Here is a 26,378-nt window from a genome sequence, read left to right on the forward strand (position 1 = left end):
CCCCGATCCCCCGATCCCCGTGGTCCCCCCGGCTGCAAGCGGTACGAGGCGTCAGCCGTCGGCCGCGATCGCCCGCAGCACGTTCATCCGTGAAGCCCGGAACGCCGGGGCCAGGGCGGCCAGCAGGCCGACCACCGCGGCTCCCAGGAACACCGCCACGATGGTGCCGACCGGGATCGCCAGGGTGCTGATGCCGATCCCGGACAGCACCCGCTGGGCGGCCACGCCCCAGGCCAGTCCCAGGCCGACGCCCAGGGTCGCGCCGAACAGCGCTATCACCACCGACTCCAGGCGGATCATGCGGCGGGTCTTGCGGCGGCCCATGCCGATCGCCCGGATCAGGCCGATCTCGCGGGTGCGCTCCACCACCGACAGCGCCAGGGTGTTGACGACCCCCAGGATCGCGACCACGATCGCCAGGCCGAGCAGCCCGTAGACCATGTTCAGCACGCCGCCGACCTGGTCGTGGATCAGCTGCTTGTAGTCGGTCTGGCTCTTGACCGTCACCTGCGGGAAGGGCGCCAGGTCGGCCTTGAGCGCCGCGTAGGCCTGGTCCTGCCGGCCCTTGTCGGCCTTGGCGAACAGCAGCTCGGAGGCCGGCTGCGCGGACGCTGGTAGCGACTTGCCCAGCGTGTCCAGCGAGACGTAGCCGTCGCCGTGGTTGAACACCGTCTTGTCGCTCAGGATGGCCAGGACCGGCAGCTTGAGCGGTGCGCCGCCGTGGAAGGCGACGGTCAGGACCGAGCCGACGGCCGCGTTCCGGGTCTTGGCCTCGGCCGCCGGGATCGCGATGCCCTCCTTGGTGAACACGTCGGACAGCGAGCCGGACGTGGTGGCCGCGTCGAAGTCCTGCGTCAGGGTCGGCGAGGAGGCCGAGATCACGATCGTGCCGCCGCCCTTGCCGTCGCCGGAAGCCCCCGACACCGCGGCGTTCACGAACTTGTTCTCGGTGACGTGCGCCAAGCCGGGCGTCGCCTGGGCCTTGGCCAGCACCTCCGGGGTGATCTCCAGACCGCCGTTGGTGGTGATGATGTAGTCCGCGCCGACGCTCTTGTCCATCTCCGAGGTCGCCGAGGTGACCAGCGAGGAGCCGACCACGGCCATCCCGGACACCAGCGACAGCCCGATCATCAGGGCCGCGGCGGTGGCGCCGGTCCGGCGCGGGTTCCGCAGGGCGTTGCGCTGCGCCATGGTGCCGACCGAGCCGTAGGCCGCCGGCATCCAGACCCCGAGCACCCGGATCACCACGCCGGCCAGCAGCGGGCCGAGCAGGATCGCGCCGATCAGGGTGACCAGCACGCCCAGGCCCAGCAGCAGCCCCCCGGTCGCGGTGGCGCCGTTGACCGCGCCGCCGACCAGGGCCGCCGCGCCGCCGCCGGCGATCGCCAGGCCGATGCCGTTGCGCAGCCAGGAGGCCCGGCGGTCGCCCGGGGTGCCGGCCTCGCGCAGCGCCGCCATCGGCGTGACGCGGGCCGCGCGGCGGGCCGGGACCCAGGCCGCGAGCAGGGTGACCAGCACACCGACCGCGTAGCCGGCGATCACCGAGGACGCCGTCACCGACATGTCCGAGGCCTGCAGGTTCATGCCGACGGCGTTCATGATGGCGATCAGGCCGTAGGCCAGGCCCGCGCCGGCGGCGATGCCGACGGTGGCGCCGATGACGCCCAGCATCAGCGCCTCGAAGCGGACCGAGCGGTTGATCTGCCGGCGGCTGGCGCCCAGCGCCCGCAGCAGGCCCAGCTCCCGGGTGCGCTGCGCGACGAGCATCTGGAAGGTGTTGATGATCAGGAACGCGCCGACCATCAGCGAGATCCCGGCGAAGCCGAGCATCACGTACTTCATGAAGCCGATGAAGCCCACGCTGTTGCGGCCGGCGGCCTCCTGCTCGGCCCGGGTCTTCACGTCGTAGCCGGCGCCGAGCTTGCCGGACACCTCGGCCTTGAGCACGTCGTCGGAGGTGCCCGGCTTGGCGTCCAGGTTCACCCCGGTGAACACGCCGGTCTTGCCGAGCAGCTTGGTCTGCGCGGTGTCCGTGTCGAAGTAGAACAGCGTCGCGCCGGGGTTGGTGGTCCGGAAGGTCGCGATGCCGCTGACCGTGACCTGGAAGGTGCCGGCGGCGGTGCCGGTCACGATGCGCAGCGGCGAGCCGAGCGTCAGGTGCTTCTTGGCCGCGGTGTCGGCGTCGACGACCACGTCGGCCGGACCGGCCGGCGGACGTCCGGAGGTCAGGTTCACCGCAGGGTGCGGCGTGACGTACCAGTTGGCGCCGATGGTCGGGCCGCCGGAGGAATTGGAGATGGCCTTGTTGTCGGCGCCGACCACGGCCAGCCGGTCGGTGGTGACGTCACCGTAGACGGCCTGTACGCCGGGCACCGCCTTGACGGTGTCGAGCACCGAGGCCGAGACGGTCTGCTCCGGGGCGCCGGGCAGCGCGTCCTTGTCGGCCTTGGCCGAGACCGCGACGTCCGAGGCGGTGGTCGCGAACAGCCGGTCGAAGGTGGTGGTGATGGTCGAGGTGAACATCAGGGTGCCGGTGACGAACGCCACGCTCAGCACGACGGCGATCAAGGACAGCGAGAGCCGGCCCTTGTGCGCGAAGAAGTTGCGGCGGGATGCCTTCCACATGATCGATACCCCCCGGCCCGGCTCAGCGCTGACCGGCGGCGTCGCCGCGCAGGTTCTGGTCGTGCACAGCGTGGCCGTGCAGGTCGAACTGCCGCATGCGGTCCAGGACCTTGTCGGCGGTCGGCGCGGCCATGTCGTCGACGATCCGGCCGTCGGCCAGGAACAGCACGCGGTCGGCGTAGGCGGCGGCGGACGGGTCGTGGGTGACCATGACGAAGGTCTGGCCCAGCTCGTCGACCGAGCGGCGCAGGAAGCCCAGGACCTCGGCGCCGCTGCGGGAGTCCAGGTTGCCGGTCGGCTCGTCGCCGAAGATGATCTCCGGCTGGCCGGCCAGGGCCCGGGCCACGGCCACGCGCTGCTGCTGGCCGCCGGAGAGCTCGTTGGGGCGGTGCTTGAGCCGCGACTCCAGCCCGACGGTGCCGATCACCCGGTCCAGCCAGGCCTTGTTCGGCCTGCGGCCGGCGATGTCCATCGGCAGCGTGATGTTCTCCGCCGCGTTCAGCGTGGGCAGCAGGTTGAACGACTGGAAGATGAACCCGATCCGGTCCCGGCGCAGGTTCGTCAGCTCCTTGTCCTTCATCGCGGTGAGCTCGCTGGCCACGCCGTCCCGGCCGTAGATCCAGATCTTGCCCGAGCTGACCGCGTCCAGGCCGGCCAGGCAGTGCATGAGCGTGGACTTGCCGGAGCCGGAGGGCCCCATGATCGCGGTGAACCGGCCCCGCTCGATGTCGACGTCGACCTGGTCCAGCGCGGTGACCGCGGTCTCCCCTTGGCCGTAGCGCTTGGACACGGCCTGGGCTCGGGCGGCGGTGCCGACGGTGCGGTGGGTGACCGCGGCCTGTGCTGCCGTTGTCATGATCTTCCCCTCAGATGGCTTTCAGCGGTGCTGGGTCGGTGTCGATCGACGTCACTAAGGCTGCCAGCCGCCCCCGAGGCGTCGCCACGGAGCCAACAGGTGTCCGGCGGTAGGGCTAACCCCACCGCTGCGCTACCGGCCTGCTCTTAGGGTACGGAAGCCCACGCTGGCCAGACGCTTGGTTCGCATTGCGAACAACATCCGAGGCGGGCTAAGGTTCGTGACGCGAACGATTCTGTTCGTGTCACGAATGACTGCGTGCGGCAGCCCGGCCTGCCGCCGCGAGGGGACGGCTCCCATGCGTAAGAAGGTTGCGATAGTCGGTGGCGGCTACGGCGGGGCTCCCGACGACGCGCTGGCCGCACCGCGCCGCGCGCACAAGGAACTGGCCTACGCGTCTTCGGGCTTCTCGCAGGTGAAGTCGTCCCCGAACACGACAGGCACCTGATTCGCCAGCACCAGCCGGCCCAACAGCCCGGCGAGCTGCGCCTGTTCCTCGTCGGACAACATGACCGGGAGCTCGGCGACGCGGAGCACGGTCTCGCTGTAGAACTCCTCGGCGACCTTGTCGCCTTCTTCGGTGAGGAACACGCGGACCGCGCGGCCGTCGGTGCTGTCCGCCTCGCGCCGGACCAGGCCGCGGCGCAGCGAGCGGTCCACCAGACCGGTGAGGCTGGACTTGGCCAGACCCAGGATCCGGACCAGTTCACCCATGCCGAAGCCCTCTTCGGGCTTGCCCATCAGGACGCAGAGCAACTGGCCCTGCTGCGAGGTGAGCTGGTGTTTGCGGGCCACGTTCTCATAGGTGGCATCAACCAAGAACGCTGACCGGACGAGAGCAGTGACCACGCTCATATCGGGTTCTGGTTCGCGACCCATAAAAAGGCTCCTGCTATAAAGACGCGAGGCCCCTCAGAATCTGAGGGGCCTCGTTGGTAGCGGGGACAGGATTTGAACCTGCGACCTCTGGGTTATGAGCCCAGCGAGCTACCGAGCTGCTCCACCCCGCGCCGTTTTGCTTCTTCTCTACTGTAACACCTCTTTGCCACCGCCAGAACGCATTATTAACCCGGCACCCCACACCGATAGCGGCGAATATGGTGCCGCGACCCATTGCCAGGCAGGTCCGGAGCCGGGAATCTGACGGGATGCGACAGAGCGCGGAGATCAATTTCCCCTCGGGTGCGGGTTCGTACGCTGTGACTCGCTGGCCAGGACCTGGAGTAGCCGAGTCGACGCCGACGGTGATCGCCGCGCACGGCATCACCGCCAACGGACTGGCCTGGGCCCCGGTCGCCGAGACGCTGCCGGAGGTCGACTTCGTCGCCCCGGACCTGCGCGGCCGTGGACACTCGCGCGATGTCGGTGGCCCCTACTCGATCGGCGCGCACGCCGACGACCTGATCCGCACCCTCGATCACCTCGGGGTGGAGCGTGCGACGCTGATGGGCCATTCGATGGGCGGCTGGGTCGCCGCGGTGGCGGCGGTGCGGTACCCGGAGCGGTTCGGCGGCGTGGTGCTGGTCGACGGCGGCCTGGGGTACCCGCTGCCCGAGGGCACCGACCTGGACCAGCTGCTCGACAGCCTGCTCGGTCCGGCGATGGCCAAGCTGCGGACCGTCTTCACCAGCCGGGAGGAGTTCCTGGCGCCGTGGCGGAACCACCCGTCGCTGGTGGACGTGTACTCGCCGACCGTCGAGGCGTATCAGGAGCGCGACATCATCGGCACGGAGCCGGAGCTGCGCTCCGCCTGCATTCTGGACGCGGTCCGCGACGACGCCGCCGACGAGCTCCAGAACCCCGACGTGATCGGCGCGATCCACCGGCTGCCGATGCCCGCGGTGTTCCTGTACGCCGAGCGCGGCCTGCTCAACGAGCCCGCCGGGCTCTACTCCCCCGAGGTCGTGGCCGCGGCGAAGCTCGCCGACGCCGGGGTGGACGTGCGCTTCGTCCCGGACGTCAACCACTACTCGATCCTGCTCGGCGACCGCGGGATCGCCGCGGTCGCCGAGGCGGTCAGGGCGCTGCTGTAGCGCAGTGCCCCGCTCCCGATCGGAAGGCCGGGTACGGGTTCGAACCCGCACCCGGTGCGGACGCCCTCAGCGCACCTGCCCCCGATCGAAGTACTCGGCCAGCTCCGGATCCAGCGGCGGGACCTGGAACGGGGTGCCGCCGTCGCGCAGCGAGAGGGTGGCCATGTAGCCGGCGGCCACGCTCATCCGCGCCGCGACCGGCGAGGTGTCGGTGGCGCCGCCGTCGCGGGCGAAGCGTGCGAACTCGGCCATGATCGCGCCGTCCGCGCCGCCGTGGCTGCCCGAGGCGTCCGGGACCCGGTAGGCGATGTCGGCGTCGCCGCGGTAGCCGGTCGGGCCGGTGTTCCAGACCTTCACCAGGTCTCCGGGCGAGTCGCCGAAGTTTTCCAGCCGGCCCTCGGTGCCGATCACCGTGTAGTTGCGGAAGTAGTCCGGCGCGAAGTGGCACTGCTGGTAGGCGGCGATGACGCCGTTGTCCAGCGTCATGTTCATCACCGAGACGTCCTCGACCTCGATCTTGTGGTTGAGGTCGCGGCGCGCCGTCGGCGGCCAGTCGAACTCCTTGAGCCAGCCGGCCGGCCGCGGCGACCCCTGCACGCGCCGCGGCAGGTCGCCGTAGACCATCAGGTCGCCGAAGGCGCTGACCCGCTCGGTGAAGCCGCCGGCCAGCCAGTGCACGACGTCCAGGTCGTGCGCCGCCTTCTGGAGCAGCAGGCCGGTGGTGCGGTCGCGCTCGGCGTGCCAGTCCTTGAAGTAGTAGTCGCCGCCGTAGGACACGAAGTGCCGGACCCAGACCGTCTTCGGCTCGCCGATGTCGCCGCGCGCGATGATGTCGCGCATCGTGCGGACCACGCCCATGTGCCGCATGTTGTGGCCGACGTAGAGCCGGGTCCCGGTCTCGTAGGCGGCGCGCAGGATCGCGTCAGAGCTCTCGATGGTGATGGCCATCGGCTTCTCCAGGTAGACCGCCTTGCCGGCGCGCAGACAGTCGACGGCGATGGTCTCGTGGGTGTCGTCCGGCGTCATGATGATGACGGCGTCGATGTCGGGGCGGATCAGCAGCTTGCGGTAGTCGCGAGTGGTGTCAACGACGGGGTCGGTGACCCCGACGCGCTCGACGGCCTTGGCGAGCGCGGCGGAATCGGTGTCGCACAGCGCGGCGACCTCGAAACCGCGGTCCGGCTGATGCGCCGCGACGGCGAGAGAGGTGCGCAGGCCCAGGCCGATCACACCGAAGCGCAGGTTGCTCACAGGAAAGGGTGCCTTTCTGAAAAGTCTTACTTGGTGCCGGTGAGGGCGATGCCCTCGGTGATGCGGCGCTGCGCGGCCAGGAACAGCAGGATCATCGGCAGGCTGGCCAGCAGCGAGCCGGCCATCAGCAGCGGGTACTCGGTGAGGTGTTCGCCCTGCAGCGTGGACAGGCCCACGGTGAGCGGCATCTTGGCGTCGTCGTTCACCACGACCAGCGGCCACAGCAGGTCGTTCCACGACCACAGCACCGTGAGCACGCCCATCGAGATCAGCCCGGGCTTGGCCAGCGGCAGCATCACGGTCCAGAAGATCCGGAAGGGGCCCGCGCCGTCGAGCCGCGCGGCCTCCTCGACCTCGTTCGGCAGCGACATGAAGAACTGCCGCAGCATGAACGTGCCGAAGGCGCTGAACAGTCCGGGCAGCACCACGCCGGCCAGGGTGTTGAGCAGGCCCATGTTCTGCACCAGCTGGTACTGCGGGAGCAGGTACACCTGGCTGGGCACCATCAGGACCGCGAGCATGAGCAGGAACAGGGCGTTGCGGCCCGGGAAGCGCAGCCGCGCGAAGGCGTAGGCGGCCATCGAGCAGAACAGCACCTGGGCCAGGACCCTGACGACGGTCTGGAGCACCGAGTTCAGGAACTGCTGGGCGAACTTGGTGTCGTGGAAGACCTGGCTGTAGTTCGACCAGTGCCACGAGGGCAGGAAGTGCGGCGGCACGCTGGTGGTCTCGCCGGTGGTCTGCAGCGAGGTGACGAGCTGCCACAGGAACGGGGCCACCATCGCCGCCGCGCCGACCGCCAGGATCACGTGGACCGGCCACAACCGCTGCCTGCCGTTACCCATAGTGGACCCACCTCTTCTGCAGCCGGAACTGGAGCGCGGTCAGCACCAGCAGCACCAGCGTGAGCACCACCGCGATCGCCGCGGCCAGCCCCTGGTTGCCGGTGACGAAGGCGTCCTCGTAGAAGAGGTACGCGATCGTCTTGCTGCCGGCCAGCGCCGGATTGGTCTTGCCGAGCATCATCAGGACCATGTCGAACATCTGCAGGCCGCCGATCACCGACAGCACCGAGACGAAGAAGATGCTGGGGCTCAGCAGGGGCAGCGTGATCGAGAAGAACTGCCGGATCCGGCCGGCGCCGTCCAGCGAGGAGGCCTCGTAGTACTGGCGCGGGATGTTCTTCAGCCCGGCGGCGAAGATGATCATGTTGTAGCCCAGCGAGCTCCAGATGCCCACCAGGCCCATGGCCCAGACCGTGTACCGGTCGTCGGAGACCCAGTGCGGGCCGTGGATCCCGACCAGCGACAGCAGGTAGTTGATCAGGCCGTAGTCGCCGTTGTAGAGCCAGCGCCAGATCATCGCGACCGCGGCCGGCATGGTGACCACGGGGATGAAGTACAGGACCCGGTACAGGCTCGCGTACTTGCCGCTGACCTGGTTCATCAGCGCGGCGAAGACGATCGACAGCGGGATGCCGGCCAGGATGATCAGCGAGTACTTGACGGTGTTCCAGGCCGCGCGCGGCAGCTGCGGATCCGACATGAACGAGCTGTAGTTCTGGAAGCCGACCCACTGCTGGCCGCCGAAGACGCCCCACGAGGTGAAGCTGAAGTAGGCGGACTGGACGATCGGCCAGAGGTAGAAGATCACGAGGCCGGCGAACAGGGGCGCGATCATCGCGTAGCCCCAGGCCCATTCCTTCAGGTGCGCCTTGGAGAAGCGAGGTCGCCGGCCGGCGACGGGCCGCTTGGCCGGCCCGCGCTCCGGACCGGCCTCCACCGCCGCCTTGCCGGCGGCGATGGAGGGGGATTCAGTGGCTGACACCCGGCTACTCCTTGGCCAGTTCGGCGTTCATCTGGTCCGCGATCTGCTTGACGCCGGTGGTCAGATCGAGCTTGCCGCCCCAGATCTGGTCCAGGGCGGCCTGCATCGGCGTGGTCCAGGCCGCGGTGTTCTTCGACACCGGGTACGGCACGGCGTCATCGAGCTGGTCGATGAAGGACTGCAGGTGGTACTGCGGGGTCGAGGCCACCCAGGTCGCGGACAGGCCGTTGTAGGCCGGGATCACGGTGCCGGTCTTGGCCTGGATCTCGTTGGCCTCCTTCGTGCCGAGGTATTGCACGAACTCCCAGGCCGCCTGCGCGTGCTTGGTCTTGGCGTAGATGACGTTCGCCAGGCCGTTGATGACGGTCGCCTTCTTGCCGTCCGGGCCGGCCGGCAGCGGCGCGACGTCCGCCTCCAGGCCGGCCGCCGCCTTGTACTCGGGCATGTCGTAGTCGCCGTCGGCGAACATCGCCACCTTGCCGGAGGCGAACAGCTGGTCCGGCTGGGTATCGGTCATCTGCTGCGCGGTCGGCGAGACGTGGTACTTGGTGATGAAGCCCAGCGCGTACTGCAGGCCGGCCAGGCTCTTGGGGTCGTCGAACCCGGACTTCTTGTGGTCGGGGGTGATGGGCTGGCCGCCGGCCTGGAGCATGGTGTTGTACAGGTTCTCCTGAGTCCAGTCCGGGGAGGCGATGCCCCAGACGCCCTTGCCCGGGTCGTTCAGCTTCTGGGCCGCGCTGATGACGTCCTGCCAGGTCCAGCTGGCGGTCGGGTATTTGACCCCGGCGGCGTCGAAAAGCTTCTTGTTGTACCAGAGCCCGACGGTGTCGAAGTCCTTCGGCATGCCGTACTGCTTGCCGTCGAGGGTGTAGACGTCGTTCAGCGACTTCGGGAACGGGCTGTTGTCGAAGCCGGGCTTGTCCGACATGGACAGCAGCTGCTTCTGGCCGGCGTACAGGCCGATGCGGGTGGTGCTCATCCAGAAGACGTCCGGGGCGGTGCCCGAGGCGGCCGCGGTCTGGAGCTTGGTCCAGTAGTCGGCGTTCGGCGTGAGCTGGATGTTGATGGTGATGTTCGGATGGGACGCGTGGAAGGCGTCGGCCATCTCCTGCATCGCCGGCTTCTGCTTCGAGTCCCAGATGCCGTAGGTCAGGGTGACCGGGCCGGATCCGGCCTGTCCGGAAGACGCGGACTTCGAGGAGGAACAGCCGGTCGCGGCCAGGGCCAGGGCCCCGGCTCCGGCTCCGGCTCCGGCCAGCACCAACGCCTTTCGGAACATCCGCGTCTCCCAACGTTTTCGTGAGCCGTCGACGGCGTCGCCGCTTGTCAGAGGCCTGATGAGGGTGAGGGGTGGGAGGCGGGCCTCCCGTGACCCGGGACACTAGCCGCCGTTTTTGCTTGAGACCAGTGTTAATCGAGCAGGGTCATGCACGAGACGCGAAAAAGTACTCGTTCCGAGACCGGGCCGTGATCTGGTATCGAGATGAGTCGGACATCTTTACGCCAGTGATCGTCATAAATACCGGGCGTACCGCGCGCTCCCGGCCTAAGATGGCCGCCATGCGACGGACCAGCGGCGACGGCAGCTTTCTGCGGAGCCTGAACGAGGTGGCGGTGCTGCGCGCACTGCGCGAGACCGGGACGCCGACCCTGGCCGAGGTCGCCCGGGCCGCGCAGCTGTCCCGGGCCACGACCGAGGTCATCATGGACTCGCTGCAGCGCAACGGCTGGGTGGTGGAGGCCGAGGCGGTGGCCGACGGCCAGCGCGGGCGGCCGGCCCGGCGCTACGCCTTCCGCGCGGCCGCGGCGCACGTCGCGGGGGTGGCGATCGGCGGCTCCGGGGTCACCGCGATGGTCGCCGACCTGGACGGGGCGGTCGCGGGGCGGGCGGCGGAGCATCTGAGCCCGGAGCTGTCGGCGCCCGAGCGGCTGGACGCCGTCCAGCGGGTGCTGGAGCGCGCGGCTGGGGCGGCCGACGTGCCGCTGAGCCGGCTGGCCGCGGTCGGCGTCGGCACCACCGGCGTCATCGACAACGAGGGCCGGGTGCTCAAGAGCGTGGCGCTGGCCGACTGGTCGGGGGTGGACCTGCAGGCGGAGCTGGCCGCGCGGCTGCCGGTCCCGGTCGTGATCGAGAACGACATGCGGCTGGCGGTGCTGGCCGAGCACTGGCGCGGGGCGGCGTCCGAGCACGACAACGTGCTGTATCTGCACACCGGCCGGCGGATCGGGCTGGGGCTGCTGTTCGACGGGGTGCCGTACCGCGGTTCGCACGCCGCCGCGGGCGAGCTCGGCGGGCACCCGAACAGCCGGTGGGCGGCGTTCCAGCACGTCATGGACTACGCGATGGCCGCCGATCCGGGCGAGCTGCGGGCGCCGTCGCAGGCCGCGCTGTTCGCGATGGAGCGGGCGGCCGGCGGGGACGAGAAGGCGACGGCGGCGTTCCAGTCCTTCGCCCGGGCGCTGGCCGAGGGGCTGGTCAGCCTGGTGACGCCGCTGGATCCGGACCTGGTGGTGATCGGCGGGAGCCTGGCGCAGACCGGCGAGCACCTCACCGAGCCGATCAGGGCCCTGCTCGGTGAGGTGTGCCTGTATCCGCCGGACGTGAAGGTGTCAGAGCTCGGAGGCGACGCGGTCGGGATGGGGGCGGTTCGGCTCGCCCTCGACCACGCCGAGCCGGTGTTGTTCGCTTCGTTGTCGTCGGGGACCGGGTCTTCCGCGGCCGAGGCTTCCGCGGCCGGGTCCTCCTCAGCCGGGTCTTCGTCGGCGGCGTAGCCGGTTCGGCAGGGCGGCCAGACCGCCGGGGACGGCGTAGACCACGAGCACGAACAGCACGCCGAGCAGCACCAGCGGCTGCGACAGCGGGATCCGCAGGACGGCGGGCAGGCTCGCGACCGAGTTGGAGGTGGCGACCGCGCCGAGCCGGTGGTCCAGGAGCGTGTAGAGCACACCGCCGAGGACCGGGCCCCAGCGCGTACCGGACCCGCCGAGGACCACCATCACCAGCAGCGCGAGGGTGAAGTCGGTGGTCGTCGTCCCGGGCGTGGCGCCGGCGGTGACCAGCAGGTGCACCACGCCGCCAGCCGCGCCGAGCGTCCCGGCCAGCACGAAGGCGCCGAGCTGGTAGCGGAACGGGTTCAGGCCGAGGACTTCGGCGCGCCGCTCGTTGTCGCGGACGGCCTGCCAGACCCGGCCGACGCGGCTCCCGGTCAGCCACCAGACGACGCCGCAGACCACGACGAGGTAGGCGAGGGCGAGCCAGTACAGGTTGACGGTGTTGACCACGCCGACGAAGGCCGCGGGCACCTTCTCGGTGCTCAGCGGCAGTCCCTCCTCGCCGCCGGTGGTCTTCGGATCGCGGCCGACCAGGATGGACCCGGCCTGCGCGAACGCCAGGGTGACCATGGCGAAGCCGACGGTTCCCAGATTTTCGGAGCCCAGCTTTCCGACACCTTTCAGGGAAACTGCGCCGAGCAGGGTGCTGACCGCCGCGCCGATGGCGATCGCGAGCACCGCGGCGGCCGCGAGCGGCAGGTGCATGTCCTTCATGGCGAGCTCCGCGCTGTAGGCGCCGATCGCGACATAGAGCGCGTGGCCGAAGGACATCAGGCCGAGGCGGCCGAACAGCAGGTCGTAGCCGACGGCTAGGCCGGCGAAGAGCAGGCAGAGGGCGAGGAGTTGGAGCGAGCCGGGGGTGTTGACGGCGCCGTCGAAGACGCCGGGGATGCTCAGCGTCGAGTAGGGCAGGCTGAGCAGGACCGCGAGGACCACGAGTGGTATCAGGTTGTTGATTTTCATCTTGCCGTGTCGCTTCACGCGGTCCTCCGGATGAGCCGCTGGATGCCGTCCCGGTTGCCGCGGGCGAGCAGCACGACGGCGAGGATCGCGACCGCGGCGAAGTCGCCGAGGCCCGAGGCGGCGTAGTAGTTGGTGAACTGCTGGATCAGCCCGACGGCCGCCGCGGCGAGCGCGACCCCGTCGGTGCGCCCCATCCCGCCGATGACCACGACGACGAACCCGAACACCAACAACGACGTGCCCTGATCCGGCGACACACTGCCGAAGTACACGCCGCCCAGCGCGCCGGCCAGCCCCGCGAGCGCGCCGCCGATCGCGAAGACGAGGGTGAAGGCCTTGCGCACGTCGATGCCGAGGGCGGTGACCATGGCCCGGTCCTCGACGCCGGCCCGGACGACGAGCCCGTACCGGGTCCGGCCGAGGAAGAGCTTGAGCGCGGCGAGGACCACCAGCGCGGCGGCGATGAGGACGAAGCGGTCGGTCGGCACCTTCGCGCCGAGCAGGCTGACGGTCCCGGCGAGTTGCCTGGGCGGCAGGAACTGGCGGGCATCGGCGCCCCAGATGCCCTGCACGAGGGCGGGGAGCGCGAGGCCGAGCCCGACGGTGACGAGGATCTGGTCCTTGGGGCGCGAGTAGAGGGGCCGGATGAGGACGGTCTCGATGAGCGCGGCGAGGACAGCCCCGGCGGCGACCGCAGCCGCGATGGCCACGGCGAACGGCAGATGCCCGGTCAGGCGCCACGCCGCATAGGCACCGGCGGTGACGAGCGCGCCGTGGGCGAAGTTGAGGACGTCCATCAGGCCGAAGATGAGCGAGAGGCCGCTTGCGATCAGGAAGTAGAGGGCGCCGAGGCCGAGGCCGGTGAGGGCGAGGAGGACGAGGGTGCTCACGGCGCGTCCGATCGGGTGGATTGCGGCGCCGACACTTCTTTCGGCGGTTGACGGTGGTTGACAATTGACTGAGGGTGGGTTGTCCCCCTGGAAGGGGCGGGGTGTAAGGATGGGGCCGAGTTCTCGCCGCGTGCCTGGCCGACGCCCAGCAACTCCCGCGTAAGCGCAGCATCCGCCAGCAGGTCGCGCACCGGGCCGCGATGCACCACCTGCCCTGCCGCGAGCACCACGGCGTCGCCGGCCAGGCGGCGCACCAGGGCGAGGTTCTGTTCGACCAGGAGCATGGGCACGCGCTCGGCGGCGCGTTCCAGGACCTCCGCTACTTCGGTCACTACCTTGGGGGCCAGGCCCTTTGTTGGTTCGTCGACGACGAGGAGGCGGTTGTCGTTGAGGAGGGTGCGGGCGATGGCGACCATTTGCTGCTGGCCGCCGGAGAGGGTGCCGGCGGGTTGGGTGCCGCGCGTTTTCAGCTCTGGGAAGAGTTCGTAGATCAGGTCGTAGGCGTGGGCGGTGCCTCGGCGCTCGGCGAGGGTCAGGTTCTCCGCGACCGTCAGTTTTGCGAAGACGCAGCGGTCTTCTGGGGCGTAGCCGATGCCTCGGCGGACGATCTCGTGGGTGCGCAGGCGTTGGACCGGGGTGTCGGCGAAGGTGATGCGGCCGGTGCGGGGGACTAGGCCGAGGATGGCCTTGACCGTCGTCGTCTTGCCGACGCCGTTGCGGCCCAGCAGGGCGGTCACGCCGGTCGGCGCCACGGTGAACGAGACGCCCTGCAGGATGTGCGAGCCGCCGAGGGTGACGCGGACGTCGTCGAGTTCGAGGATCACAGCGCGTCCCCCACGTAAGCCTCCTGCACGCGGGCGTCGGCCATGATGCGCTCCGGTGTGTCGATCGCGAGCAGCGCGCCGTGGTGCATCACCGCGACGCGGTCGGCGAGGCCGAGGAGGACCTCCATGTGGTGCTCGACCATCAGGACCGTGCGGCCCTCGTCGCGGTGCAGGGTCCTGATGACGTCGACCAGTTCGGGGACCTCGCCGGATGCGACGCCGGCCATCGGTTCGTCGAGCAGGAGCAGGCGTTCGGCGCCGGAGGCCAGGAGCATGGCCAACTCCAGCTTGCGCTTGTCGCCGTGGGAGAGGTCGGCGGCGAGAGCGCTCGATTTCTCGGTCAGGCGGACGCGCTCCAAGGGGTCGGAGACGACCCCGCGCCGCTTCGCCGCGACCTGCTGCGCGAGCGCGACATGCTCGGCGACGGTCATGGTCGGGAAGACGCTGGAGGACTGGAAGGTCCGGCCGATCCCCCGCCGGGCGCGCTTGTGCGGTGGTTCGGTGGTGATGTCCGTGCCGTCGAGAGCAATCCGGCCGGCGGTAGCTCGGTTCAGGCCGCTGATCAGGTTGAACAGCGAGGTCTTGCCCGCGCCGTTGGGACCGATCACTGCGACGAACTCGCCCTCGCTGACCGCGAGGTCCACCTCGGACAGGATCGCCGAGCCGCCGACGGTCCAGGAGAGCCCCGCCACAGTGAGCACGTCGGGCACGCGGCCGTCGGGCGAGCGGCCATCGGGCGCCGCGGCGCCGGAGGAGAGTCCGTCGCGAGAGGTCAGTCCGTCACTCATCATCAGCTCGCCGGGAAGCTCTTGGCCGGCGGCGCGACCGCGTTCGGGTCCAGCGTCTTCACCACGGTCGGCGTCGTGCCGTTCAGCTTGGCCTGGAACATCGGCTGCAGCAGCGCGTGGTCCGAAGCACGGATCGCGTAGGCGCCCTTGATCCCGTCGAAGCTCCAGCCCTCCAGGTTCTTCACCATCGCGTCCACGTCGGTGTCGCCGTTCTCCGCGGCGTGCACGACCATCTGCGCGGCGGTGAAGCCGTCGGGGCTGAACAGGTCGGACTGCTCGCCGTGCGCCGAGAGGTAGGCGTCCATCGCCTTGGCCGCGTCGTTGCTGGTCCCGTCGGGGACGTAGTGCGCGAGGAAGGACACCTTGCCGCCGGTCAAGGCGAACACCGGGTAGGAGGCACGCACGTCCAGGCCGGTGACGGTGGTCGTGGCGTCCAGGACGCCCTGCTGCGACAGCGCGGTCCACAGCGCCGAGGCCGTGGTGCCGGCCCAGGCCACGAACAGCAGGTCCGGCTTGGCGTTCTTGGCCTGGGTGGCGAACGGCGTCAGGTCCGTGGCGCTCGGCGGGGCCAGGACCGAGTCCACCTTCGCGCCCTTGGCGCCCAGCACCGCCTTCACCGCCTCGACGTTCGCCTGGCCGAAGGCGCTGTCCTGGGCCAGGACGGTGACGTGCTTGTTCGTCAGGTCGCCGAGGAAGGACGCGGCCGTGGCGATGTCCTGATACGTCTCGCGGCCCGACCGGAACGTGTACTTGTTCAGGCCGGTGACCGCGTCGGTGGCGGCCGGGCCGGAGACGAACAGCACCTTGTTCTGCGCGGCCAGCGGCGCCACCTGGAGCGCCACGCCGGAGGCGGTGGAGCCGGCCAGGATGCGGTAGCCCTGGCCGATCAGGTCCTTGGCGGCGCCGACGGCCTTGGCCGGGTCGCCTGCGTCGTCGCGCTGCGTCACCTCGATCTTGTGGCCGTTCACGGCGCCGGTGCCGTGCGTGGCGTAGTCCAGGCCCGCCAGGAAGCCCTGGTAGTAGTCCTTGCCGTAGGCGGCGAGCGGTCCGGTCTCGGAGTAGACGAGCCCGACCTTGATCGGCGCGCCGGACCCGCCGGAGGACGCCCCGCCCCCGCCCGACGACCCGCCGGCCGCCGTGCTCGGGCTCCCGCACGCGGCCAGCGCCGCGATCGACGCGGCGGCTATGGCTGCCGCTATATACGGAGCGCTGTATCTGCGCAGGATGCTGGTGGAATGCATGGCCGGAACGTTAAGTCCGCGTTACGGGCCCCGAAATGTGGCCCGCCGCCACATCGAGGGGCGCTCCGGTGTTGGTCATCACCTCCTCGACCGTAACGCCCGGCGCCAGCTCGACCAGCCGGAAGCCGGCGGGCGTCACGTCGAGCACCGCCAGGTCGGTGATGACGCGGTCGACGACGCCCTTGCCGGTCAACGGAAGCGTGCACTCCCGGAGCAGCTTCGGGGAGCCGTCCTTCGCCGTGTGCTCCATGACCACCAGCACCCGGCGCGCGCCGTGCACCAGGTCCATCGCGCCGCCCATGCCCTTGACCAGCTTGCCGGGCACGGTCCAGTTCGCCAGGTCGCCGGCGGCCGAGACCTGCATCGCGCCGAGCACCGCGGTGTCGATGTGGCCGCCGCGGATCATGCCGAAGGAGACGGCGGAGTCGAAGAAGCTTGAGCCGGGGCGGACGGTGACGGTCTCCTTGCCCGCGTTGACCAGGTCGGGGTCGACGTCGTCCGGAGCCGGGTAGGGGCCTAGGCCGAGGATGCCGTTCTCCGATTGCAGGACGACTTCGACGCCGGGCGGCAGGTGGCCGGGGATCAGGGTCGGCAGGCCGATGCCGAGGTTGACGTAGGAGCCGTCGCGGAGTTCGCGCGCGGCGCGGGCCGCCAGTTGGTCGCGGGTCAGGGGCATGTCAAACTGCTCCGTTCACGGTGGCGGTGGCGGCGGCGACGACAGACACAGTCCGCTTCTCGATGCGCTTCTCCCGCTGGTCCGCCGGCACCGCGACCACGCGCTGCACGAACACACCCGGCAGGTGGATCTCGTCCGGGTCCAGCTCACCGGGCTCGACCAGCTCCTCGACCTCTGCGACGGTCACCCGGCCGGCCATCGCCACCACCGGGTTGAAGTTGCGGGCCGAGGAGTGGAAGACGAGGTTGCCGTGGCGGTCCCCCTTCGCGGCGCGGACCAGCGCGAAGTCGGCGGTGATGGCGCGTTCCAGCAGGTACTCGCGGCCGTCGATAACGCGCGTCTCCTTGCCCTCGGCGACGCTCGTGCCGACGCCGGCCGGCGTGTAGTACCCGGGGATGCCCAGGCCGCCGGCGCGCAGGCTCTCGGCGAGCGTGCCCTGCGGGAGGAGTTCGACCTCGAGCTCGCCGGCCAGGTACTGGCGCGCGAACTCCTTGTTCTCGCCGACGTAGGAGCTGGTCATCTTGGTGATGCGGCCGGCGTTCAGCAACAGGCCCAGGCCCCAGTCGTCGACGCCGCAGTTGTTGGAGACCACGGAGAGCCCGGTCGCGCCCTGGTCGAGCAGAGCCGCTATCAGGGTGCTGGGGATGCCGCAGAGGCCGAAGCCGCCCACGGCGAGCGTGGCGGCCGAGGGGATGTCCGCCACCGCGTGCGACGGGGTCGGGGCTGTCTTGTCCATGGGGATGGACGGTAGGAGTGACCTGCGCCCTTTGATATGTCTTCAAGCACTACAAGATCACGTACAGCTATGCCTCAGAGCCCCATCACGCGCCGGACCTGGAGCGCCAGCTGGATCTCCAGGCTGCGGCCGGGCTCCTGCCAGTCGGGGCCGAGCAGGCGCGCGGTGCGGTCCAGGCGCTGGGTCACGGTGTTGACGTGGATGTGCAGCGCCTCGCCGGTGCGGCCGAGGCTGCGGCCGCAGGCGAAGTACTGCTCGACGGTGCCGAGCAGGTCGGTGCCGCGCTTGGCGTCGTAGTCGACGAGCGGGCCGAGGGCCTTGCGCACCACGGTGCCGGGATCGCCGCCGCCCAGGACGAGCGCCAGGAAGCCGAGGTCGGAGGAGGCGGCGGCACAGCCGACGCGGCCGAGGGCGTGCAGGGCGCCGAGGCAGCGGACGGCTTCGGCGTGCGCGTCGGCGTAGGCGGCGACGTCGGACTTCGGACCGCCGGCGCCGACGGTGACCGGATGCGCGAGGCCGCCGCGGAGCGCCGACAGGACGCGCTGCGCCGCGGGAGCGGGGTCGTCGCCGGGCAGCAGGAGGACGATGCGGCCTTCGTGGGAGCCGGCCAGGCCGCCTTCGGACTTGGCCAGGCGCCCGGCGGCGAAGTGCGCGCGGGGACGGTCGGCGGGTGCGGCGTCGGCAGCCACGACGATGTGCGGGCGGTCGAGGTCCACGCCGACGCGGCGGGCACGCTCGGCAAGGGTGGAGGTGTGGCGGACGGGGACGGCGAGGAGGTCGTCCAGGAGATCGCCGCCCAACCGCTCAGCGGCCTCGGCTTCGGAGCGGCGCATCAGGAGATGGAGGGCGACGACGAGCGCCGCGCGTTCGAGGATGCGCTGATCGACGTCGCTGAAGGATTCGGGGGCGCGGAGGATCAGGGCGCCGAGGGGTTCGGCTGCGGCGGCGACGGCAGAGACGACCAGGTCACCGGAGCGGACCGCATGGCCGGTCGCTGCGGACAGAACGATCAGATCGCCGGCGCCGCCGCCACCGCGACCAGCACCAGCACCAGCACCAGCACCAGCACCAGCACCAGCTCGAACGCTGACACCAGCATCATCGAGCCCGGACACATCTCCAGCAGTCGCCGTCACCACCCCATCCGCGTCGACCACCACCAACCCTCCGCCGACAGCCTCCGCCACCGCCGCCGCGATCCCCTCCACATCCCCGCCGCGCAGCACCAAATCCGCCAGCTTGTCGTGCACCGCGGCGGCGCGCTCCACCGACTCGCTGTGTGCGCGCACCAGCTCGTTCGCCGAGCGCAGCTCGCTCAGGGCATCGCGGGTGGCCTGCAGCAGGCGCGCGTTGTCGATGGCGACCGCGGCATGTGCCGCGAGGGAACTCAGCAGCGTGATCTCGTGGCGCGCGAAGGGCCGGGCCGAGCGGTTCGCCGCGAACAGGACGCCGATCACCCGGCTGCCCAGCACCAGCGGGACGCCGAGGATGGCGGTCAGCCCCTCCTCGCCGACGCCTTCGTCGATCTCGTTCGTGTGGCGGAAGCGGCTGTCGCGCGGGTAGTCGGAGGTGACGTACGGCTTCGCCGTCTGCGCCACCAGACCGCCGAGGCCGGCGCCCATCGGCAGGCGCAGGGACTGGAAGCGGGCTGAGACCGAGCCGTGGGTCACGCGCATGTATGTGTCGCCGCGGTCCGGGTCGTCGAGGGTCAGGTAGGTGACGTCGGCGCCGATCAGCGTGTGTGCGCGGGTGACGATCGCCTTCAGGACCGCGTCGAGGTCACGCAGTGCGGCCAGGTCGCCGGCGGTCTCGAAGAGCGCGACCAGCTCCGCCTCGCGACGGCGCGAACGCGCCAGCGTGGCACGGACTTCCAACGCCACCCGTTTGGCCGCCTCCAGCTCCGCCAGCTCCTCGGCGCCCGCGCCGGCCACGCGGGCGGCGACCACCGGGCCGTCGTACTCGATGGCGGCGGCGTCGCGGGCCAGCAGGTCGAGGAACACCGAGGGGGTGGCGAGCGCGGACATGGCGCCCAGCATCACGCGCGCCTCACCGCGCTGTCCATCCGCCATCCATGGCCAACGAGGCGCCGGAGACCGAGGCGGCAGCCGGTGAGCACAGGTAGGCCACGAGCTCGGCCACCTCGGCTGGCTCGATCAGCCGCTTGACCGCCGAACGCTCCAGCATGATCTTGGCGATCACCTCGTCCTCGGGGATACCGTGGGCGGCGGCCTGGTCGGCGATCTGGTTCTCGACCAGCGGGGTGCGGACGTAGGCCGGGTTCACGCAGTTCGAGGTGACGCCGTACGGTGCGCCCTCCAGCGCCGCGACCTTCGACAGCCCCTCCAGACCGTGCTTCGCCGTGACGTAGGCGGCCTTGAACTCCGAGGCCCGCAGACCGTGCGCCGAGGAGATGTTCACGACCCGGCCCCAGCCGCGCTCGTACATGTGCGGCAGCGACTCGCGGATCAGGCGGAACGGCGCCTCCAGCATCAGCCGCAGGATCAGCGAGAAGCGCTCGACCGGGAACTCGTGAAGCGGCGCCACGTGCTGCAACCCTGCGTTGTTCACCAGCACGTCCACGCCGCCGACCCGGTGCGGCAGCGCCGAGGCCTGGTCCAGGTCGCTCAGGTCGGCGACCAGCGCCACCCCGCCGATCCGCTCGGCGGCGGCGTGCGCGCCGTCGGCGCTGATGTCGGCCACCACCACCTTGGCCCCGGCCGCGGCCAGCCGCTCGGCGCAGGCCAGGCCGATGCCGCCGGCCGCACCGGTGACCAGCGCGGTACGGCCGGACAGGTCCAGGGGGGCCGGGGCGGCGGCGGAGGCTGCGGAGGCGGCAGACGTGGCAGCAGCGTCCATAGAAGGCGTCATACCCGATCACGCTAGAGAGCGCTCTTCACGCTTCCCATGTCGGCCGACGCCACATACCCGGCTCGGCTCATGGCTGCCCCAGCCATGACGCCGGATCGTACGGCGGCTCCCCGGCCTGGCCGGTGTCGAAGTGCGCGATCTTGCCGTCCACGACCTCGAAGTGCCAGCGGGTGTTCATACCGCCCCACTGCTCGTTCGTGTATTCCGCGATCAGGTCGCGGCCGTCCGGGGATTGCACGATCACGTCCATCCGGCCGTGCGTGTCGTAGACCTCGCGCTGGAGCCAGTCCCCCAGCAGGCGCGGCGTGCCGTCGTCGGTCATCGTCGCGTTCCCGGTCATGGCGGCCCGCACGGCCGCCGGGTCGTTGGCGTTGAGCGCGTCGACGAACGTGCGCACCGCCGGGTCCACCAGCTCCGAGGTCGGCATCATGAGGCGATGATCGGATGCCCCGGTGCCGCGCGCAACCCGGACCGCCATAAGTCGCCTTGCCGGCGCTCTCGTGGATCCCGAGCTTGAGGCGCCTGGCTAGTCTTCCTCCTCGTCCGGCACGGCCCCTTCGACCGGGACGACGATCAACTCCCCCACCGACTCGCGCAGCACCTGCCGCGCGCCCGAGCGCAGGCCGTCGTCGCTGACCAGCACCGAGGCGTCGTGCAGAGCGGCGATCTCGGACAGCCCGACCACGCCCCACTTCGTGTGGTCGGCCAGCACGACCAGCCGCCGCGCCGTGGAGACCAGCATCCGGTTGGTCTCGGCCTCCATCAGGTTCGGGCTGGTGAACCCGGCCTCGGCGTCGATGCCGTGCACCCCGATGAACACGCAGTCCAGGTGCAGGCGGCGGATCGCCTGGATCGCCACCGGCCCGACCAGCGCGTCGGAGATGGTGCGCACGCCGCCGGTGAGGATCACCGTCTGCGGCGGGCCGGGCAGCGCGTGGAGCAGGTCGGCCACCGGCGGCGAGTTGGTCACCACGGTCAGGTCCGGGACCCGGGCCAGTTGTTGCGCGAACGCGTACGTGGTCGACCCCGCCGACACGCCGATCGCGGTCCCGGGGCGCACCAGATCCGCGGCGGCCCGCGCGATCGCCTCCTTGGCCCGCCGCTGCCGGGCCGCCTTCACGCTGAACGCCGGCTCGTCGGTCGAACTGCCGCCGCGCGCCGTGGCGCCGCCGTGCACCTTGGTGACCAGGCCCTGTTCGGCCAGCGAGTCCAGGTCCCGGCGCACCGTCATGTCGGACACGCGCAACGCCGAGACCAGCTCCGTGACCCGCACGGCACCGCGCTGCCGGACTTCCTGGAGGATCCACGCCTGCCGCTGCGCTGCCAGCATCCGCCGTCCCGCCCCTCGTGTCGCCCGCCCGCTGCGGGGTGTCGCGATGTCGATCTCCCGCCGGACTCAGCCCTTGCTGCTCCCCAGGGCCAGCCCGGCGATGAACTGCTTCTGCAACAGCACGTACACGACCAGGGTCGGAATCGCCGCGATCATCGCGGCCGCGGCGATCAGGTTCTGGTTGCTCACGAACTGGCCCTGCAGGTTGGCCAGCGCGGAGGTGACGGGCCGCTTGTCGCCCGACGACATCAGGGTGATGGCCCAGAAGAAGTCGTTGTAGATCCAGGTCGTCAACAGCGTCGCGAGGGCCGCCAGCGCCGGGCGGCACAGCGGGACCGTCAGCTTCCTGAACCGGGTCCACAGCCCCGCTCCGTCGACCAGCGCGGCCTCGTACATCTCGTCGGGGATCGACTTCATGTAGTTGCTCAGCACGAAGGTGCAGAAGCCGAGTTGGAAGGCGACGTTGATGACGATCAGGCCGGTGATCGAGTTGTACAGCAGCCCGCTGCCGGCCAGGAAGGTCGGCAGGTGGATCTGCAGGAAGAGCCGGTACAGCGGGGTGATGATGACCTGCTGGGGCAGCAGGTTCCCGGCCGTGAACACGATCAGCAGGGTCACGTTGATCTTGACGTTCACCCGGGTGAGGACGAACGCGAGACCGGAGGCGAGCGCCAGGACGATGATCACCGAGGGCACGGTGATCAGCACCGAGTTCCAGAAGTAGTGCAGCATGTCCGACTGGCTCCACGCGTCGCTGAAGTTCTTCAGCGTCAGGTGGTGCGGCATCGACACGTAGCCGTACTTCTGGGTCTCCGAATACGGGCGGAGCGCCACGTAGAGCGCGAAGCCGATCGGCAGCAGCCACAACACGCACGCGCTGATCAGGAACGCCTGCGAGGCCAGCTGTCCCCAGCGCGGCGACTTCCGGCGGCCGCCGGCCGAGGCGCGCGGCGTCGTCCTGTGAATGGTCTGTGCAGTCATCGGGCGCCCTTGGGTTGGCTCTCGCGGCGGAACGTCAAGTACAGGAACGTACAGATCGGCACGAGGGAGATGACCAGCAGAACCACGCCGAGCGCCGACCCGAAGCCGACTCGCTGGGTCTCCCCGACGATGTTGGAGGTGACCAGGACCGACAACAACTCCAGGCCGTTGATGCCCTTGTTGGTGATGTAGACCAGGTCGAAGGCACGCAGTGACTCGATGACGGTCACCACCATGACGACGATGTTGATGGGCCGCATCACCGGGAAGACCACTTTCCAGAAGGTCTGCCAGGCGTTGGTGCCGTCCATGACGGCTGCCTCGCGCAGCTGCGGGTCCACCGCCTTGAGGCCGGCCAGATAGAGCACCATCACGTACCCGGCCTGCCGCCAGCTGGCCTCGACGAGCACCGACCACAGGTTCAGCTTCGGATTGCCGAGCCAGTCGATGGCGTTGCCGTTGTGGTTGTGCCCGATGACGGTGTTGATGAGGCCGTAGTTCTGGGAGTACATGAACTCCCAGATGATGCCGACCAGCGCCAGCGACAGCATCACCGGCAGGAACAGGATGCTCTGGTACATCCGGCTGCCCTTGATGCCGCGGTCGATGAGGACGGCGAAGAGCATGCCGAGCGGGGTCGCGAAGAACACGAACACCGCCAGCCAGATCAGGTTGTGCCGCACGGCCGGCCAGAACTCGGGGTAGATCGTGGCGGCCTGGTGGTAGTTCTGGATGCCGTACAGGCATCCGTTGTTCAGGATCGAGGGGACGTTCGGCTGGCAGGTCTTCGTGGACAGACCGCCCACGCCGTTCCATTTGGTGAACGACAGACCGACCGTGCCCAGCGCCGGGCCCCAGATGAACGCGAGGTCGATGAGGATGGGCAGGCCCAGCAGGACGGCCACCACGGCCTTGTCCCGGCCGCTGAGCCTCCCCACCCGGCGACGGCGGGGCGCACGGGGCGCCCCGGCCGTCACCGGGTCGAGTTCGTGATCGGTCATGACGTGTAGATCGTCTTCGCCTGCTGCTCGGCACTGCTCTGCAGACTGGTGATGTTGCCGGCGCTCGGGTCGTCGATGAACTTCTGGATGATCGAGATCATCGCGGTGGCCATCGCCGGGTCGGCGTCGCGGTCCATGAACTGCGCCACGGCCTTGCAGCCGGAGATCGCCGTGACCGACTTCTTCTGGATGGCGTCGTACGACGGCGCCTGCAGCCCGGTGGCGACGCCCACGTCCCACTGGTCGGTCTTCAGGAACGTCGACTCGGCGGCGGCGGTGCCTATGTACTCCAGGATCGCCTTGGCGCCGGCCGGGTTCTTCGCCTTCTTGCTGATCATGAAGCCGTCGGTCGGGGCGTCCATGTAGTCCTGGCCGTACGTCGGGTTGATCGCCGGGTACGGGAAGAAGTCCAGGTCGTCCAGGTTCGCGTTGTCGGTGACGTACTGCGCGGCGACCTGGTTGGTGCCCTGGAACATCATGCCGGCCTGCTTCTGCTCCAGCGTCTTGGCCGCGTCCTGCCAGATGCGGCCGTTGGCGCCGGTCTGCATGTACGGCATCAGCTCGGCCCACTTGTCGAACACCGCGGTGACCCCGGGGTCGGTCCACGGCACCTGGTGCTTCATCAGCTTCTGGTGGTATTCGTACCCGTTGATCCGCATGTTGAGGATGTCGAAGGTCCCCAGCGCGGGCCAGCCGTCCTTGTCGGCGAAGGCGAGCGGGACGATGCCGTCGGCCTTCATCTTCTTGCACAGCGCGATGAAGTCGTCCCAGGTGGTCGGGACGGTGTAGCCCTTCGCGGCGAAGTGGCTCTTGTTGTAGAAGACCACCCACGGGTAGTTGTAGATCGGCACGAAGTACTGGTGGCCGTCCAGGCCCGTGCACAGCGTCTTCACCGAGGCGCTGAAGTTGCCGCCGATCTTCGCCCAGACGTCGTCCAGGGGCAGCGCCAGTCCCTGCGCCGCGAAGTACTGCATGCGGTAGCCGGCGAACCAGGTGAACAGGTCGTCCGGGGTGCCCTGCAGGTAGCTGGTGATGTTCGTCTGGAACGTGTTGTGGTCGACCGTGTTGATGGTCACCTTCGGGCCGCCGGCCGCGGTGGCCGCCGCGCACAGCGCCGCGAACGCAGCCTTGGGGCTGGCGTCGGAATAGTTGGATCCGAACGTCACCGGGGAGGTGACCGAGCCGGCGTTGCCGCCCGAGGAGCCGGAGCTCTTACTCGAGGAACAGGCAGCCAGCGCGCCCGGCACCGTCGCGAACGCCGCAGCCGCGCCCATCCCCTTGAGCAGGCCTCGCCGTGCGAGGGGCCGTTCGAAGTTTTGGGGAATCCGAGGGGAAGTCATGTGGAAGGTCTCCCTGCCGAGTGAGAATGCCACCAGGATCGAACATGAACGAACAGGTGTCGCACATCACACTCGGCTGAACGGGTACTGTCAAGATCCCGTAACACTCCGGAAGCCATCCGTTACCCAGTTGCAACCGGAGCCAGGCGGGTCTTTGGAGCATGTTCATGGCCGAACATGTCCGGAACTGTTGGGTTCTCGGGCGTCGCGGCTGGTCGCAGGCCCCTGGGTCGCCCCGCACCGCGCCGGAGGTGCGCCACCGCAGCTCGGGAAGGTCCACAGCCGAGCCGGGCCGGGCGCACGAAGTCACTCGACGCCCCTGGCCACGGGGTATGGCGCGGCCTGTTGGAAGCTGTTAACAATTTTGATTTCTGTTGACATCGAACAGCAAGTTCCGGGTCGTCGACAGTGTCAATTCAGCGTCAATTCAGCCGGGGTCAGCTCAGCAGGGGTCAGATCAGCCGGTGTCAGATCAGCCGGTGTCAGCTCAGGCCCTGCGCGGTCTTCAGCCGCCCGACCTGGACGTCGGACAGATGCGAGAGCTGCTTGCCGCCCATCTGCTGCAACAGGGCCGGATCGTTGCTCATCGGGCCGATGAAGGCGACCACGGAGACCGCCGTACCGACGTGGACCAGGTCGGCCGCCATCAGTTCGGTTTTGCCGCCGGCACTCATGTAGTCGATGTAGCCGGCCTGGCCGTCCTTGGTCAGTTCCGGGATGGCGCTGGGGGTCATGACGACCGAGACGGTGCTCGACTGGGTGATGGCCAGGTTCTTGCACGTCTTGAGGGCCGCGGCCAGGTCGCTGATCATCGCCGCGGCCTTGTCGGCGGAGGGGAAGGCGATCACCGAGGACTCGATCCCGATGGCCACGTTCGGCTTGGTGAGCTGGCGGTCGACCTCGGCGGTGGTGCCGTACTTCGTGGACAGGGCTTCTTCGGCGTCCACGAAGGCCTGGCAGGCCGCGCCTCCGGTCGTCACGGCGTCCTGGGCGGTCGTGACCGCGGTGCCGTCCTGGGAGGCGTTGAAGGTGTAGCCGGCGTCGTCCTTGTCGGTCAGCAGGAGCTTGCTGATCTGGGCCGTGGTCAGGCTGCCGCCGGGGGCACCGGTCGGGGCGCCGCTGGAGGACGCGGCCGAGGTAGCCGACGTAGTCGAGGTGGTCGACGTGGCCGATGCAGCCGCTGTGGCCGACCCGGTACCGGAGGTCGCAGGCGGCGCGGCGGTCTTCTTCGCCGACCCCCCGCAAGCCGCCGTGGCCAGCACGATTGCGGTGAGCACGGCTATGGAAACGCCTTTGGTCCCGGACGGCATGGCGGT

24 protein-coding genes and 1 tRNA gene are annotated in these 26,378 nt (G+C 69.8%); 2 read left to right on the plus strand and 23 right to left on the minus strand.

Translation table 11 applies throughout. The annotated features are described in order from the left end of the window. Positions 1–51: 51 nt before the first annotated feature. From GWK61_RS19645 to GWK61_RS19660, 4 genes are all read right to left on the minus strand, one after another. The gene (locus GWK61_RS19645; RefSeq protein WP_194910112.1) at positions 52–2,625 is read right to left on the minus strand and encodes an ABC transporter permease; all 2,574 of its coding nucleotides are present in this window, start codon (positions 2,623–2,625) and stop codon (positions 52–54) included. 22 nt (positions 2,626–2,647) lie between these two features. Further along, entirely contained in the window at positions 2,648–3,481 is an 834-nt protein-coding gene (locus GWK61_RS19650; RefSeq protein WP_194910114.1) for an ABC transporter ATP-binding protein, read from the minus strand. Positions 3,482–3,871: 390 nt separating this feature from the next. Continuing rightward, positions 3,872–4,360, minus strand: a complete 489-nt coding sequence (locus GWK61_RS19655) for a MarR family winged helix-turn-helix transcriptional regulator (RefSeq protein ID WP_194910116.1) — start codon at positions 4,358–4,360, stop codon at positions 3,872–3,874. Positions 4,361–4,414: 54 nt separating this feature from the next. Then, positions 4,415–4,491 (minus strand) — tRNA-Met (locus tag GWK61_RS19660). A 189-nt stretch (positions 4,492–4,680) separates the two neighbouring features. Between GWK61_RS19660 and GWK61_RS19665 the strand changes: the two genes are divergently transcribed. Further along, positions 4,681–5,514 (plus strand): alpha/beta fold hydrolase, encoded by an 834-nt coding sequence (locus tag GWK61_RS19665; RefSeq protein ID WP_194910118.1) that lies wholly within the window; start codon positions 4,681–4,683, stop codon positions 5,512–5,514. Between the two features lie 66 nt (positions 5,515–5,580). Here GWK61_RS19665 and GWK61_RS19670 read toward each other — a convergent pair whose 3' ends face one another. Genes GWK61_RS19670 through GWK61_RS19685 form a run of 4 tightly spaced genes read right to left on the minus strand, consistent with a single transcriptional unit; the run spans position 5,581 to position 9,871 of the window. Then, positions 5,581–6,765, minus strand: coding sequence for a Gfo/Idh/MocA family protein (locus GWK61_RS19670; RefSeq protein WP_194910120.1), 1,185 nt, complete (start codon positions 6,763–6,765; stop codon positions 5,581–5,583). A gap of 26 nt (positions 6,766–6,791) precedes the next feature. Next, complete coding sequence (locus tag GWK61_RS19675; RefSeq protein WP_194910121.1) at positions 6,792–7,610, minus strand: carbohydrate ABC transporter permease; 819 nt, start codon at positions 7,608–7,610, stop codon at positions 6,792–6,794. Beyond that, the gene (locus GWK61_RS19680) at positions 7,603–8,592 is read right to left on the minus strand and encodes a carbohydrate ABC transporter permease (RefSeq protein ID WP_194910123.1); all 990 of its coding nucleotides are present in this window, start codon (positions 8,590–8,592) and stop codon (positions 7,603–7,605) included. The genes GWK61_RS19675 and GWK61_RS19680 overlap by 8 nt, the downstream gene beginning before the upstream one ends. Positions 8,593–8,596: 4 nt before the next feature. Continuing rightward, positions 8,597–9,871 (minus strand): ABC transporter substrate-binding protein, encoded by a 1,275-nt coding sequence (locus tag GWK61_RS19685; RefSeq protein WP_194910125.1) that lies wholly within the window; start codon positions 9,869–9,871, stop codon positions 8,597–8,599. Between the two features lie 281 nt (positions 9,872–10,152). On the opposite strand from GWK61_RS19685, the gene GWK61_RS19690 reads away from it, so the two are divergent. Then, positions 10,153–11,364, plus strand: coding sequence for an ROK family transcriptional regulator (locus tag GWK61_RS19690; RefSeq protein WP_194910128.1), 1,212 nt, complete (start codon positions 10,153–10,155; stop codon positions 11,362–11,364). Here the strand turns inward: GWK61_RS19690 and GWK61_RS19695 are convergent. The 15 genes from GWK61_RS19695 to GWK61_RS19765 form a co-directional block, all read right to left on the minus strand. Further along, positions 11,338–12,387, minus strand: coding sequence for a branched-chain amino acid ABC transporter permease (locus GWK61_RS19695; RefSeq protein ID WP_194910184.1), 1,050 nt, complete (start codon positions 12,385–12,387; stop codon positions 11,338–11,340). The genes GWK61_RS19690 and GWK61_RS19695 overlap by 27 nt on opposite strands. Before the next feature lie 14 nt (positions 12,388–12,401). Next, on the minus strand, positions 12,402–13,277 hold the full coding sequence (locus GWK61_RS19700) for a branched-chain amino acid ABC transporter permease (RefSeq protein ID WP_194910130.1): 876 nt from the start codon (positions 13,275–13,277) through the stop codon (positions 12,402–12,404). Continuing rightward, on the minus strand, positions 13,274–14,101 hold the full coding sequence (locus GWK61_RS19705; protein WP_194910133.1) for an ABC transporter ATP-binding protein: 828 nt from the start codon (positions 14,099–14,101) through the stop codon (positions 13,274–13,276). The genes GWK61_RS19700 and GWK61_RS19705 overlap by 4 nt, the downstream gene beginning before the upstream one ends. Continuing rightward, positions 14,098–14,889, minus strand: coding sequence for an ABC transporter ATP-binding protein (locus tag GWK61_RS19710; RefSeq protein ID WP_194910134.1), 792 nt, complete (start codon positions 14,887–14,889; stop codon positions 14,098–14,100). Before GWK61_RS19710 ends, GWK61_RS19705 begins: the two co-directional genes overlap by 4 nt. A gap of 2 nt (positions 14,890–14,891) precedes the next feature. Beyond that, on the minus strand, positions 14,892–16,130 hold the full coding sequence (locus GWK61_RS19715; RefSeq protein ID WP_194910135.1) for a substrate-binding domain-containing protein: 1,239 nt from the start codon (positions 16,128–16,130) through the stop codon (positions 14,892–14,894). 10 nt (positions 16,131–16,140) lie between these two features. Continuing rightward, positions 16,141–16,806: a CoA transferase subunit B gene (locus GWK61_RS19720; RefSeq protein ID WP_194910136.1), complete on the minus strand. Its 666-nt coding sequence runs from the start codon at positions 16,804–16,806 to the stop codon at positions 16,141–16,143. A 1-nt stretch (position 16,807) separates the two neighbouring features. Beyond that, on the minus strand, positions 16,808–17,542 hold the full coding sequence (locus GWK61_RS19725; protein ID WP_194910137.1) for a CoA transferase subunit A: 735 nt from the start codon (positions 17,540–17,542) through the stop codon (positions 16,808–16,810). A 74-nt stretch (positions 17,543–17,616) separates the two neighbouring features. After that, positions 17,617–19,566 (minus strand): helix-turn-helix domain-containing protein, encoded by a 1,950-nt coding sequence (locus tag GWK61_RS19730; RefSeq protein WP_228562595.1) that lies wholly within the window; start codon positions 19,564–19,566, stop codon positions 17,617–17,619. A gap of 22 nt (positions 19,567–19,588) precedes the next feature. Continuing rightward, positions 19,589–20,398, minus strand: a complete 810-nt coding sequence (locus GWK61_RS19735; RefSeq protein ID WP_194910139.1) for a 3-hydroxybutyrate dehydrogenase — start codon at positions 20,396–20,398, stop codon at positions 19,589–19,591. 79 nt (positions 20,399–20,477) lie between these two features. Further along, complete coding sequence (locus tag GWK61_RS19740) at positions 20,478–20,840, minus strand: nuclear transport factor 2-like protein (protein ID WP_194910141.1); 363 nt, start codon at positions 20,838–20,840, stop codon at positions 20,478–20,480. Between the two features lie 96 nt (positions 20,841–20,936). After that, the gene (locus GWK61_RS19745; RefSeq protein WP_194910143.1) at positions 20,937–21,740 is read right to left on the minus strand and encodes a DeoR/GlpR family DNA-binding transcription regulator; all 804 of its coding nucleotides are present in this window, start codon (positions 21,738–21,740) and stop codon (positions 20,937–20,939) included. 66 nt (positions 21,741–21,806) lie between these two features. Then, complete coding sequence (locus GWK61_RS19750; RefSeq protein WP_194910144.1) at positions 21,807–22,721, minus strand: carbohydrate ABC transporter permease; 915 nt, start codon at positions 22,719–22,721, stop codon at positions 21,807–21,809. Beyond that, positions 22,718–23,722, minus strand: a complete 1,005-nt coding sequence (locus GWK61_RS19755; protein WP_194910147.1) for a carbohydrate ABC transporter permease — start codon at positions 23,720–23,722, stop codon at positions 22,718–22,720. The genes GWK61_RS19750 and GWK61_RS19755 overlap by 4 nt, the downstream gene beginning before the upstream one ends. Then, a complete protein-coding gene (locus GWK61_RS19760; RefSeq protein ID WP_194910152.1) occupies positions 23,719–25,062 on the minus strand; it encodes an ABC transporter substrate-binding protein in 1,344 nt (447 codons plus the stop codon). The genes GWK61_RS19755 and GWK61_RS19760 overlap by 4 nt, the downstream gene beginning before the upstream one ends. 482 nt (positions 25,063–25,544) lie before the next feature. Continuing rightward, entirely contained in the window at positions 25,545–26,372 is an 828-nt protein-coding gene (locus GWK61_RS19765; protein ID WP_228562596.1) for a sensor domain-containing protein, read from the minus strand. Positions 26,373–26,378 lie beyond the last annotated feature (6 nt).

The organism is Catenulispora rubra (assembly GCF_015356825.1).
GTDB classification, from domain to species: domain Bacteria; phylum Actinomycetota; class Actinomycetes; order Streptomycetales; family Catenulisporaceae; genus Catenulispora; species Catenulispora rubra.